The sequence below is a fragment of the Marinilactibacillus sp. 15R genome (assembly GCF_001895285.1).
In the GTDB taxonomy this organism is placed as follows: Bacteria; Bacillota; Bacilli; order Lactobacillales; family Carnobacteriaceae_A; genus Marinilactibacillus; species Marinilactibacillus piezotolerans.
In genome coordinates, this window is the sequence record NZ_CP017761.1 from 510,921 (window position 1) to 523,867 (window position 12,947).

The following is a 12,947-nucleotide window of genomic DNA, read 5'->3' on the forward strand; positions in this document are numbered from 1 at the left end:
ATAGAGTCATTTTTCCAAACAAGATGAATTAAATTACTACATTTCCCTGACAATAAACGTTTACTTTATTTCTACCCGTTCTTTTTGCCTGGTATAAAGCTTTATCAGCTTTATTTAATAAACTGGAAACTGTCTCCCCCACACCTCTTTCTGCTTCAGCTATTCCTAAACTAAGCGTAATACCAATCTCACCTTCTGAAGTGATCATAGGTGTTTTTTTAATATGATCACGTATCATATTAGCTAGTGCTTCAGCTTTCGCAGTCGTATAGTCAGTAAGAGAAAAAACAAATTCTTCTCCACCATATCTTGCAAAGACTTCTCCATTGGTTAAATATAATTTACAAATGGTCACTATGTGTTCAAGCAGCTGATCTCCTATGTGGTGTCCATAAATATCATTAACTTTTTTGAAATGATCCACATCCATTAACACAATTGCAAAGGGCGCTCCTTTTTTTTGAGAGTCAGCAAGATCCAGCTCACATTGCTGCAAAAAGGCACGTCGATTATAGATTTGTGTGAGTTCATCATAATAAGCCTGATATTCTAGTAAAGCTTGCAGTCTTTTGATTTCTGTTATATCTGTAAAAATAACTAGGTATCCATTTATATTTCTTAGCGGATCCAGCATAGACATTCGAACTTGGTAGACCTTTTCTTCATTTAACTTAATGGATGCTTCAGTAATTCCTATTTTTAGAGTAAATGGGATATTGAACAGATCATTCCATATTTTATTAATATTTGTTCCAAGTATCGAGTGGTTGACCCCCGGAAATTGAATTTTGCAGGCTTGATTGATTTCAACTAGTCTCAATGATTCATCTAAGACCATCACCGCATCATTAATGCTATTAAAAATAACATCTTTAGCAACCGGCATAATCTTGAATAATTGCGAAGAATTGATTGCCCATAAACAAAGCAGACTTGATATCCATATAACCATAGGAACCGGATCAATTCCTCTAGGGGTCAGGCCAAGAAGATAAATAAAGCCAGTAAACATAGGAACTAAATGTCCGAACATTAATGCAATAATCTGAGGCTTATATTGCTCTGACATTTCTTTATAATGAGAAGCCAGTAATATAAACGCTGCTAACATACAGCCAAAAGTTAAAATACCTTGTACTAAATACCAGATACCAATTTCTTGAAGAAAATACGGAGCTCCCAACACTGGATCAATTTCAAGCCTCCTATAATAAAGATGGTGCATATCGTTGGTTGCCACTAAAATACTACTAATAGTTGGAATAGTAAGCATATAAATGATGTACCCTCGTTTTAACTTTATGGCTAAGTACTTTGTAACAAAAAGCAACCCTAAAGGTGAGGCAAAAGGCAACCCCAGATACATAACTGCTGTCCAGAACTTCAATTCTATAATATTAGTGGACATTAAGCTGAAGACAGAACCAAAACAGTAAATTATGATTGCAAAAATATAAGCTAGAAAATAAGTAGAAATGCTTTTATAAAAATGCCTTTTATGAAAAACATAAGCAAACAGGTATAAATTGAATACTCCAGAAATTGCGATTATTGATATGTAAACAAGTAATTGTGCATGCATATACTCTACCTCTAAACAATTGTTATTTAGTTTAACTATAGCATAACTATTCAAAATAATTGTAATTATTTTATAATAATTAATTCAAAATTTCTGATTATAGTAGTAAAAAAGTGAGCAGTAAATTCCTTTTTAAAGGACTTACATGCTCACTTTTCAATTACAGATTTATCAAAATATTTATTTGGAAATAGTGTCTTATTCTGCTGCTGGCAAATCTTCTATTGAATCTATTTCCATATAAGCTGGCACAACCAGGGCATTCATTGTACCTTCAGCATTAGGTCCTAAGTCCACAATACTGTCACCATACTCATCCATAAAAGCGCCATGAGTGTTAGGCAACCACGGGGCTACACTCGCATCGGCTTCCCCACTTCCAACTGCCTGAAACAGAATAGAAGGATCAACATTTGTTACAGTTACATCAAATCCGTGTTGTTCTAGCGCTAGACGTATTACATTAGAAGATGCACGTTCTGAATCCCAAGGTACGGAAATGATATCGATTGGTTGCCCATCTACAGGATCTACCCCTTCAAGCCACCCATCAACTTGATCTTGGTTTTCTTCTACCCAGTTTGCTGCAGCTTCTTCCATTTCAATATCTTGACCTTCATCAATGACTACTTGCATTTCTTCAACAGACCATTCAAAAGCGTCTAAAATCGCATATGCTTCTGGCATATCTTGTTCTAAACCTTCACGTGCTATCGTATGAATGTCATCTCCTTCACCAAAAGCAAGTTCAGGGTCTTCCAGCATTTTCAGATCATATCTTTCAAACATCCAATGAGGTGTCCATCCAGTTACTACGATTGGTTCTTCATTTTGAATGGCCTGATCTAATTCAGTCATCATTCCACCTGTCGAGCTCTCTTGTAATTCCCAGCCTTCCAGATTATCATAAGATTCCAGCATTTCTCTTGCTTGTCCAGTAATCCCAGCTCCTGGCTCAATACCTGTTATCGTATACTCTAGTTGTTCTCCAACGTTTGCCTCTTCAGTCGTTCCGTTATCGCTGCATCCCGCAAGAACTGCAGAAACTGAACCTGCAGCTATTAAACCGATTAGTTTATTCTTCATTATTTTGTCTCCTATCTTTTTATGAAGTTTTAAAATATTCTACATTCAGAAAAATTTCTCTCTATTCTTTTTTACTTGATTTAATTATTTTTTACAAGTAAATTACCTTAGTATATCGAAAATATTACTATTTTAATTCTTATATTTGACTAAACAGCTTTTTTATATTTAATCAATTTATCTATATAGATAATCCTGAATAATTCATAACTCTGTATTTTAAGTAAATCTCTTAAAAAAATCATTCTCGCTTTATTTATTTTGATAACTTTTGCCCAAAACAATCTTTTTAAAGACTCTTTTCATTTTTGTAAGTGCCCAAAAATTACTTTTGTATAATTTTGGGCACACTTATCCCTTGGAACTTTTCTCTTAAATAAATAGTATCCGCTTAGTTTATACCCATGAATGGGACCGCCTCAGGCGGTCGAAGACAGCATAGAATTCTTTATGATAAACGTGATAACTAGACAGTTTAAGATAGACTTGCCTACCTGTTTGGACAAGTTTCCCGGCTACTTTAAGTAATTTCAGTCGTATGGATTGAACAGTCAGACCTTTATCTCGTTCATCAAACCCAATCGTCTTTAAAAAGTTGATGAGGTTATAAGCGAGTAAACTCATTAACATCCTTACATGATTTTCTAAGAAGCGTGGACTATCGGTTTTATCAAAATAAAATCCTGCTTTCGCTTCTTTGATAAAGTTTTCCATCGTTCCACGTTTGGCATAAAGAGAGAATATGACTTCAGGGGATACATTTTTTGATAGGTTTGTCACAATAAATGTATGCTGAAAAAGGAGTTCTCCTCCTTCTCGAACAGAACGAATGCAGAGACGACGAGGTTTTGACCATGACTTAGCTTGATAAGGTACTGAAAAGTACTGCACTTCTCTCTCTTCCCATTTCTGATTTTCACCATATAGAACTGATTTTTCAGCTAGTTGACTCACTTTTTTATTGTTCTTTAAACGAATAACATAGTGGCTATTGTTGGCTTCACAAGCTTCATACACCTCTGGTGTTGCAAATCCACTATCTCCACGAACGAGTATGTCGGTATTCGGTAAGGAGTGATTATAATGCTGCAGTAAAGGTTCTATGAAAGCTTTTACACCTTTAGATGTGTATTGATTTCCTGAACGTAGTTCAGCTTTTAAGAAATCTCCAGTCAGTCCATCAAAGGCAACTAGAGGATGATATCCATAAGTTTGATAGTGGGCATTATAATCGGTTTGTTCTTGATTTCCAAAGGTATCTGAGTGTGTTGAATCAATATCAATGATCAACTCGGTATCATTACGAATCAGACGCGCTTTATCAATTAATGATTGATTTAATGACTGTAACTGATCTAAGTTCTCTTCTGAAAAACGGTCTAGAAATCGCGAAAGCGACGATTGCGAGGCTAACTGATTTCTACCTAGAATAACTTGAAATACTGGATCATGTCTTAATATATTAGCCGAAGAGTCTGTCGAATAACCAGCCGTTAGCTGCATAATAAGCTGCTCAAAAATTGCTAGATTATCATGTATGAAGTAAGCACGATTTTCTTTTAAGTGAAGTAGTCGTTTAGCTAAATCAGAGAAACCAAAGGTATTCATTAGTTCTTTAACTAAGACCAAACCGGAATCACTAGATAAGCGTCCACCTGTATGCGAAATGGTAATGTTAGAATTGAATTTAATCTGTTTTTTGTGTAAGCTAGTCATTAGAAGAACTCCTTTTCTTATGGTTGGTTTCGACACCTTTACTATATCAGAATGGAGTTCTTTTTTCATCACTTAACAGGTGAAACAATAAAAGTATCATAGTGCCTGCCATTAGGCAGTGTTTCCACGATTCAAGCAAAAGTATGAATTATCTAGGATAATATTATTGAATTAATAAACCCATTTATAAATAGAATAACATAACTAATCTTTGGGTTCAAAAATGCTCTTATTCCCTTTAATCTTTGGAAGGCAAATCTTCTATTGAATCTATTTCCATATATTCAGGGACTGTAAACGCATTAACCGCACCACCAAGATTTTCTCCAAGATCATCAATATCTTCTCCATACTCTTCCATGAAAGCACCATGTGTCGATGGTAACCAAGGAGCTAGACTGGCGTCTGCTTCTCCAGTAGCAATCGACTGAAATATGATAGCTGGATCCACACTTGTAATCGTTACTGAGTATCCTTGTTCTTCCAAGACTAATTTCATTACATTAGCAGAAGCACGTTCTGAATCCCATGGAGTCGACACTAATTGTATTGCTTCTCCATTAACCGGCTCCGTACCAGCTACCCATTCATCTACTTTATCACGATTATCTTCAATCCAGTCTGCTGCTACTTCTTCAAATGGTGTATCTTGAGCCTCCAGCATAACTTCTTGCATATCTTCTACTTCCCAGTTAAACGCATCTAAAATAGCATAGGCATCTGGTAGATCATTCTCTAACCCAGTTCTAGCAATAGTATGAATCTGTTCTTCTTCTCCAAGTGCTAATTCTGGGTCTTCTAGCATCTTCAAATCATATCTCTCAAACATCCAATGCGGCGCCCAACCTGTTACTACTATCGGTTCTTCATTTTGAATAGCTTGTTCTAATTGTGTAAGCATTCCTGCTGTAGAGCTTTCTTGCAGCTCCCATCCTTCTAAATTATCGTAAACTTCCAGAGATTCTCTAGCTAATCCTGTGAGCCCTGCACCAGGTTCTATCCCAGTGATGGTGTAATCCATTTGCTCTCCTAAATTGGCTTCTTCTGTATCCTCTGCTCCGCCTTCACTACTACATCCGGCAAGTAACAAAGCCCCTGATACGATTGATATGGCTCCTATTGTTTTACGGTAAGTCATTCTTTTCCTCCTCATGATTTGGCTGCTATCTATTAGCTAATTCAAAAATCCCTAAAGTATAATTGTATGTATTTATTTTATTTCGAGTATAATTCTCAAAAAAAATAAACCATCTTATCCCTTTTTAAAACGATCCACGCTAGTCAGATAACAGACTCCACTTATCAGGTTAACATAATATAGAAAAATATTCAAAAATCATACTTTTTTCTTAATCTTTAAGAAATAATATACATTTACTTTAATGGTTACTTAGAGCTGGTTTCTTACCTGGGATCATATTATACTGCACTTCGTATTTCTTAACTGAATCAACCGTTATTTCTACAGTTTTTTTCATGCAAGACTTATTCATCGAAACTATAACTGATGATTAAAAAAAAGACTTCTCAAACCTTTGACAAAAGTTTAAGCAGTCTTTGATTAGTATTTAATTTTTCAAATATATAGTGCTTACCAATAATTAGTCTGATACTTTAAGAATAATTTTGCCTGTGTTTTCATTGTCCTCCATTTGACGGTGTGCTTCTTTTGCTTCTTCAAAAGGTAGTACAGAATGAATAATTGGTTTTATCTTACCCTCTTCAATCAAAGGCATAACATTGTCTATAAATTCTTTAGTCAATTCAGCTTTATATTCGTCACTTCTAGGTGTCAACAGTGTTCCTTTCAAAGAAACTCGTTTCTGTATCAATTTCATAAGTGAGACTTTTTCTACAACCGTTCCACCTAATGCCCCAATCAATACCCACCTGGCATCCAACGCACAACTGGATAGATTCTTATCCCAATAAGAAGCCCCTACGAAATCTAAAATGACATCAACTCCTTTATTATCGGTTACGCTGTTTACAATCTCATCAAAGGAATCTTTTTTATAGTTAATGGTATGATCTGCTCCTAGTTCCTTAGCTACAGACAATTTATTATTATGACCTGCCGTTGCAAATATAAAAGCGTCACTTAAGTGCCGCGCTAGTTGTATAGCGGCTGTCCCTACTCCGCTGCCAGCAGCATGAATGAGTACTCTCTGCTTGGGTTTCAATTCTCCTAACCAATACAGTGTCTGATAAGCCGTTAAAAATACTTCTGGAATTGCAGCAGCTTCTTCCATCGTCAGTGAATCATGGAATAAAATTGCACGATCTGCAGGCATCGTAACGTATTCGGCATAACCTCCATGATTAACTAGTCCAGCAACTTTTGCTCCCGGATTTAATTTGGATTCAGAGGAGTGATTTTCAACAACTACTCCACTTACTTCTACTCCAAGTATAGGATATGGAGTAGCAAGAGAGGGATTTTGTCTTGTCACAGTATCCGTTCTATTGATGCTCGCTGCTTTTACTTTTATCAGAATTTCTCCATCTTTCGGTTCTGGTTTCTCCCTATTTTCTATTATTAATTGTTCTCTTGAACCAGGTTCTTTTATCGTCCATGCACGCAATACAGTCGAGCTCCTTTACTTTTTTATACTATTTACTTCCTACTATCTCAGAAAGGATATTCATTCTAAATTCACTTAAATAGTTCCTATATTTAAAGGGTACTTCTATTATTAGAACTAGTCAATTTTTTATATTCATTCCTCAATATAGATTATACTGTTTAATTTTATAATTAAAGTTGAATCAATTAGACATATAATTTAATTTCGGTATCTGTTAAACTATTTTAAACTACATATAAAAATGGGAGATAGATATATGTTAAGAAAAATCAGGCTTTCTGATGCAGAAAGAATTAGGAAAATCAATATAGAAGAATTAGGTTATGAAGTATCTATTGATCTAGTTAATCAGCAGATTAAGAAGTTATCAAATGACAGTACCCATCATTATTTTTCAGTATACGAGGATGAAGAAACTGCTAATACTATTGGATACGTCCATGCAGAAATTTATGAATCACTTTATGCAGAACCAATGTTTAATGTCATGGCGCTAGCAGTAGACAAGGATCATCATAAAAAAGGCATTGGTAAAGTTCTAATGCAAGCTTTGGAAAAAGAAGCTCTGCTTAGAGGACTCACCGGAGTTAGACTAAACTCCGGTGAAATCAGAACTGAAGCTCATAAGTTTTATGAACATATTGGATCTGAATCTAACAAATATCAGAAAAGGTTCGTTAAATTTCTTTAACAAGTTTTCCTTTGTAAAAAAAAGAAGACTTAGCCTCTCATAAGTCTTCTTTACTTATTTAATAATCGCCCCAATTGTTAGTTATCTGTTGAATTTCTTTGTCCTACTTGATATTCATCTGCACGTGCAAACATGTATGCTACTGTTCTTGGTTTTTCCCCAACTAATTTTTCAAAGTCATTTGTGAAAGTAGATAGTTTTCCTTCACGAATCGCTTGTCCAAAGGTTACCATACCGTCACTTGAGTAAGGAGCTGGAGAATCTTTCTGAAACTCACCATCTGTGGTACGCGGAACACCCAATGCATCAAAAACAGCATAGTTTTCTTCATCGGTAGTAGCTTTGTAAGTAACATTATTTCCCGTTTGTTCATTACCAATTGCCACAAATTCACTCATCGTCAATGATTCAGCACCATTTACATTTATGATTTCGTTTTTTAAATCATCATTTACTAATGCATACATCGCAGCTTTAGCACAATCTTTTCGTGAGATAAATGGCATTTTTCCATCACCCGCATTATTAGCAAGTACACCATCTGCTTCGGCAGAGTTCAAATAAATTGTAATCATTGCTTCTGCATATTGAGAGTTTCTCAAGAATACATAATCTAATCCAGATTGTTCAATATACTGTTCAGTAAATGCATGATCAATTTTTTCTACGCTTGGATTTTCCGGATCTTGAGCGTTCACTAGAGAAGTATAAAGAATTCTGCTTACTCCTGCTTTTTTCGCAGCATCTACAGCATTTTTATGAGCACGTTGTCTCTTTTCTCCAACAAAAGGAGCTGAGATGATCAGTAATGCATCTCCACCTTTAAAAGCTTCTTCTAACGTTTCCGGGTGGTTGAAATTCGCAACACGAACATCAAATCCTTTATCCTTAAATTCCTTCAAACCTTCTTCAAAAGGACAAGTAAAAATCAGATTTTCTTTATCTGTTAATTTAGTTATATTCCGCGCCACATAACCACCAAAGTTTCCGTCTACCCCTGTTACAATGTACTTTGTCATGTGAATCGACTCCTTTACCTATAGTTTGTGATTCTTTTATCAATAATACGATTTTAGTATAACACTCTATAAAAAGAATCAAAGATACTATATTCTAATAGTAATGATTAGTAAAACTTATTAAGATACTGTACTAAAATAGTCTGAACACAACTCTATAAATACTTTTACATCTTCTCGAATATTTCTTTTTCTTCTACCTACCGCAAATGTTGCTCCATGGTGGGAATCATTAATATCTAAAATATGAACTTTGTCTGTCTCATTAATTACTTCTTTGCTAGTCCACGCAATGCCTCGGTTCAATCTAACATCCAAAATAAGCTCGTCTAAATTGTCTACATACTTCACAATATTAGGAGTGAATCCATCTTCTCTAAATGACCGCATAAAATCCGCATAGAAATTAGGTCCTGATTTTTTCGATAATGAAACCACTGGAACATTTTTCAACTCTTTTGAATCAATACTTTTGCATTCAGCTAATGGATGTTCGGGTGAACATATCACACAAATTTTATGTTTGATTAATTCTGTTACGGCTATAGTGGTATGATAAGAAAGATCATTTGATATTCCAAAAGCTACATCTAGTTCACCACTCAGAAGTTGATCAACACCTGATGAAAAACTACATTTTGTTACTTTGATTACTTTCTCCGGATATAACTTTTCATAACGAACAATAATATTAGGTAAATGTTTTGATTCTAACGGCCCAGTAATTCCGATATGTAGTATCTCTTCTTCTGCGTTTGCGAGTTTGTACATCTCATTTAACACATCAACTTCTTTATATAGGATATCTTTGCAGAAAGTATAATATTTTTCTCCTGCTTTTGTTAGTCTTGGTTTATAAAATGTACGATCAAATAAAGGAATATTCAAATCATTTTCTAAAGAAGCTACTTGCTGACTAATAGCTGATTGAGTGATATAGTGAGCTTTCCCTGCTGCTGAAAAAGAACCCTCTTCTACTACTGCTAAAAAATATAAAATCCTTTTATCTAACATCTCTTTACCTTCTTTACTTTTTCAATGCCCAGTTTACTGCTTCCATTGCATGAATAGTTGTCGTATCAAAAATTGGAATACTAGACTCTTTTTCTTTAATCAATAATCCAATTTCTGTACAGCCTAATATAATACCTTCTGCACCATTTTCTGCTAATTCTTCTATTACTTTTTTAAAATATTCACGTGATTCCACTTTGATTTTACCAAGACATAATTCACTAAAAATCACTTCATTGATCTTATTTCGTTTATCCTCAGATGGAATACCGACTTGAAATCCACTTTCTTCTATTCTAGAAATATAGAAGTCTTCCTCCATTGTATAACTTGTTCCAAGTAAACCAACTTTTCTTATATTAAATTTTTTCAATTCCTTGGCTGCAGCATCTGCAATATGTAAAATAGGTATATTGATTTTTTCTTCTATTGAAACAATCACTTTGTGCATTGTATTTGTACAAAGAACAATAAAATCTGCCCCGACTTTTTCTAAAGACTGGGCTGCGTCAGCTAATTTTTCTCCTGCCCTATACCATTTTCCATTTATTTGATAATGTTCAATTTCTTCAAAATCCACACTATACATTATACACTCTGCTGAATGAAGCCCCCCCTAATTCTTCTTTTACTTTTTCATTGATTAAACGATAGTATTCAGCTGAAGATTCCCAACTCATTCCACCGATTAAACCTATTTTTTCATTTATAATCCTCCTATAAATTCCAAGTAATTACCAATTTTTTTGTTTTTTCGTGTTGTTTTAATGCAACTATCGTTGCTCTATCAATTAAAATACAAAAAGGCACCTCTTCCCCCCCTTAATCTGATAAAATGAAGTTCACTAAAACAAACATTCATCACTTAAGGAGTGAAAAGAGATGCCTAATCTACTTCAGATTATCATGTATTTAGTTAATAAAATCAAGTGGCAAAACAGTTTAATTCAACTTTTAAACGATTATATTACTTGGCTTGAAGATGCGGGTGATCGACCACCTAAAGGGACCGATATCACAAAGCTTGATTACAACAAATTGACCCTTGATGACCCACCGAAAGTTGTAAAGCTTGAACGGGCGGACTATAAATACCTTCTAAAACAGGCCGTGGAAGCAGGTAAACCGATCAAACCTGTTCGTCGCCACAAGTCATCTTCTGAAGTTCCTGAAAATGTACGTTGCGCTAAGTGTCATGCGCCCCATAACTATCTCTATAAGAATAATGGTGTGCACGGACAATATCAGTGCAAAGTCTGTTGTGCTTTATTTAATTCGAAGAATCATTACTCTAAAGATGTCATTCTCAAATGTCCTCACTGTGAGAAGTGTCTTGAGAAGATTAAACAACGGTCTGAATTCGACATCTACAAGTGTAAAAACGACACTTGTCCTTATTATATTCAGGCGTTAAACCAGTTGAGTGAGGAGCAAAAGGAACTCTATACTGTCGCACCATACTACTTAAAGCTACGATACGTCTATCGTCAGTTTAATTTAAAACTCGAGGACATCAAGTCCTATGGACTGATTGAATCGCCAGTTGACTTAAGTCGCATTCATGCCTCACCTCGATTATTAGGTGAGATTTTGACCTACCACGTTAATTACGGCCTTCCTGCACCTAAGGTTGCCGCATTAATCTACGACATACACGGAGTAAAGATTGGTAGACAGACGATATTAAACTACGCGGCAGCAGCAGGGGCTCAACTTTACACCCTTACTCAACACTACCCCTATGATCTTTCTGATCAGATCTGTGGAGACGAGACCTACATCCGTGTCGGGAAAAAATGGCACTATATCTGTTACTTCTTCGATGCAAAGAATAAAATCATCTTATCCCAAAGAGTGTCTGAAAAACGCAATACTGAATTAGCAATCAGGGCCATTCACGATGTGCTCGACCACTATATAGCTAGCGAAATCCCTGAGGATTTAAACCTCATCGTTGACGGAAACCCCATTTACAAACTGGCACAACATTTCCTGGCCCAACACGGCCTGAACTTCGATATCACTCAAGTCATTGGTTTAACCAACGAGGACGAAGTATCTAGACAATATAGGCCCCTTAAACAAATCATCGAACGATTGAACCGGACTTACAAAGGCAATTACCGTGGTACCCATGGATTTAAATCTCAAAATGGTGCACGTGCTCATGTCGCTTGCTTTACTGCCTGCTTCAACTTTCTACGTCCACATCAGTCATTAGATGGCGAAGTTCCTGTGAGGATTCCATTCGTCCATGATGATGCAAAAACAATGCCCGACAAGTGGATCCGTTTATTATCTTTCGGGAACAGTGTTCTACAGTACACGGACTAATACTGTAGAAGTGATTTTACATATCTCGAAAAACTTCAAAAAAACGAAGTTTTTTAAACATGCCTTCTTATACTTCTCGTTGCTTTACTGGATCTGTTATAAAGCTGTTTAATCCAGACAATGATTGGATTATATTACCTTCATCGACAGAAATCATCATACGAGCAACGAGAAATTTGGGAAACATAATTTTTCATAGATTATTGGGAGTTACCAAATTCCAAACGCTTTCTTTTACCAATTTTACTTTAAAAATATATAAATTAAAACCTATGTTTCTATTTCACTTTAAAAATTCTAAAAATAATCATACTTTTTATAATTTTAACTTTTATTGCAAAATGGTACTATCAAATAGAAAATATATTTAAGGAGGACGTTATGACGAAACTGATTATTATCAGAGGTAATTCTGGAAGCGGGAAAACGACTTTAGCTAAAGAATTGCAAGTACTTCTTGGAAGAAATACTATGCTTCTCTCTCAAGATGTAATTAGAAGAGACACGATGCGGACGCCCGATGGACCAAACTCGCTTATTATTCCGTTAATTTCTGATATGGTTCGTTACGGAAAAACCGTTTGCCCTTATATTATTGTAGAAGGGATTTTTAAAAGCGATTGGTATTTTAAAATGTTCGAGGAGTTAGTTGAAATCTGCGAAGAAAAAGCTGCTGCCTATTATTTTGAACTTACTTTTGAAGAAACTTTAAGAAGGCATCAAACTAGAGATAAAACTCAGGAATTCGGTGAAGAAGCAATGCGTCGTTGGTGGAACGAGAAAGATTACATAGACTTTCTAAATGAACAAACGTTAACAGCTACAGATGATTTATCAATGATTTTAAATAAAATCAAGAAGGATTTAAACCTTTTAAACTGAATTATCTGAAAAAAGTGCTGAAAAAATTCAGCACC

At 35.2% G+C, this 12,947-nt stretch carries 10 protein-coding genes and 1 pseudogene; 3 read left to right on the top strand and 8 right to left on the bottom strand.

Features of this window, described 5'->3' with window-relative positions; all coding sequences use genetic code 11:
* Positions 1-28: 28 nt before the first annotated feature.
* From BKP56_RS02535 to BKP56_RS02555, 5 genes are all read right to left on the bottom strand, one after another.
* Positions 29-1,582: a histidine kinase N-terminal 7TM domain-containing diguanylate cyclase gene (locus BKP56_RS02535; RefSeq protein WP_072693576.1), complete on the bottom strand. Its 1,554-nt coding sequence runs from the start codon at positions 1,580-1,582 to the stop codon at positions 29-31.
* A 198-nt stretch (positions 1,583-1,780) separates the two neighbouring features.
* Positions 1,781-2,668, bottom strand: a complete 888-nt coding sequence (locus BKP56_RS02540; protein WP_072693577.1) for a glycine betaine ABC transporter substrate-binding protein — start codon at positions 2,666-2,668, stop codon at positions 1,781-1,783.
* A gap of 396 nt (positions 2,669-3,064) precedes the next feature.
* Entirely contained in the window at positions 3,065-4,384 is a 1,320-nt protein-coding gene (locus BKP56_RS02545; RefSeq protein ID WP_072693356.1) for an IS1380 family transposase, read from the bottom strand.
* A gap of 238 nt (positions 4,385-4,622) precedes the next feature.
* On the bottom strand, positions 4,623-5,522 hold the full coding sequence (locus BKP56_RS02550; RefSeq protein WP_072693578.1) for a glycine betaine ABC transporter substrate-binding protein: 900 nt from the start codon (positions 5,520-5,522) through the stop codon (positions 4,623-4,625).
* A 463-nt stretch (positions 5,523-5,985) separates the two neighbouring features.
* On the bottom strand, positions 5,986-6,969 hold the full coding sequence (locus BKP56_RS02555) for an NAD(P)H-quinone oxidoreductase (protein WP_072693579.1): 984 nt from the start codon (positions 6,967-6,969) through the stop codon (positions 5,986-5,988).
* Between the two features lie 259 nt (positions 6,970-7,228).
* Between BKP56_RS02555 and BKP56_RS02560 the strand changes: the two genes are divergently transcribed.
* Entirely contained in the window at positions 7,229-7,663 is a 435-nt protein-coding gene (locus BKP56_RS02560; protein WP_072693580.1) for a GNAT family N-acetyltransferase, read from the top strand.
* Between the two features lie 77 nt (positions 7,664-7,740).
* On the opposite strand, the gene BKP56_RS02565 is transcribed toward BKP56_RS02560, so the two are convergent.
* From BKP56_RS02565 to BKP56_RS02575, 3 genes and pseudogenes are all read right to left on the bottom strand, one after another.
* Positions 7,741-8,682 (bottom strand): NmrA family NAD(P)-binding protein, encoded by a 942-nt coding sequence (locus tag BKP56_RS02565; protein ID WP_072693581.1) that lies wholly within the window; start codon positions 8,680-8,682, stop codon positions 7,741-7,743.
* A 120-nt stretch (positions 8,683-8,802) separates the two neighbouring features.
* Positions 8,803-9,696 (bottom strand): LysR family transcriptional regulator, encoded by an 894-nt coding sequence (locus BKP56_RS02570; protein WP_072693582.1) that lies wholly within the window; start codon positions 9,694-9,696, stop codon positions 8,803-8,805.
* Positions 9,697-9,709: 13 nt separating this feature from the next.
* Positions 9,710-10,376 (bottom strand): annotated as a pseudogene (locus tag BKP56_RS02575) (aspartate/glutamate racemase family protein).
* A 202-nt stretch (positions 10,377-10,578) separates the two neighbouring features.
* Here BKP56_RS02575 and BKP56_RS02580 point away from each other — a divergent pair.
* Together BKP56_RS02580 and BKP56_RS02585 are read left to right on the top strand one after the other, a co-directional pair.
* Positions 10,579-12,030 (top strand): DDE-type integrase/transposase/recombinase, encoded by a 1,452-nt coding sequence (locus tag BKP56_RS02580; RefSeq protein ID WP_072693377.1) that lies wholly within the window; start codon positions 10,579-10,581, stop codon positions 12,028-12,030.
* Positions 12,031-12,411: 381 nt separating this feature from the next.
* Positions 12,412-12,912, top strand: a complete 501-nt coding sequence (locus tag BKP56_RS02585; RefSeq protein WP_072693583.1) for a kinase — start codon at positions 12,412-12,414, stop codon at positions 12,910-12,912.
* Positions 12,913-12,947: the final 35 nt, after the last annotated feature.

Coding starts and splice junctions, on each gene's coding strand:
- BKP56_RS02535 (WP_072693576.1), bottom strand. CDS start 1,582: ATGCATGCACAATTACTTGTTTACATATCAATAATCGCAATTTCTGGA.
- BKP56_RS02540 (WP_072693577.1), bottom strand. CDS start 2,668: ATGAAGAATAAACTAATCGGTTTAATAGCTGCAGGTTCAGTTTCTGCA.
- BKP56_RS02545 (WP_072693356.1), bottom strand. CDS start 4,384: ATGACTAGCTTACACAAAAAACAGATTAAATTCAATTCTAACATTACC.
- BKP56_RS02550 (WP_072693578.1), bottom strand. CDS start 5,522: ATGACTTACCGTAAAACAATAGGAGCCATATCAATCGTATCAGGGGCT.
- BKP56_RS02560 (WP_072693580.1), top strand. CDS start 7,229: ATGTTAAGAAAAATCAGGCTTTCTGATGCAGAAAGAATTAGGAAAATC.
- BKP56_RS02565 (WP_072693581.1), bottom strand. CDS start 8,682: ATGACAAAGTACATTGTAACAGGGGTAGACGGAAACTTTGGTGGTTAT.
- BKP56_RS02570 (WP_072693582.1), bottom strand. CDS start 9,696: ATGTTAGATAAAAGGATTTTATATTTTTTAGCAGTAGTAGAAGAGGGT.
- BKP56_RS02580 (WP_072693377.1), top strand. CDS start 10,579: ATGCCTAATCTACTTCAGATTATCATGTATTTAGTTAATAAAATCAAG.
- BKP56_RS02585 (WP_072693583.1), top strand. CDS start 12,412: ATGACGAAACTGATTATTATCAGAGGTAATTCTGGAAGCGGGAAAACG.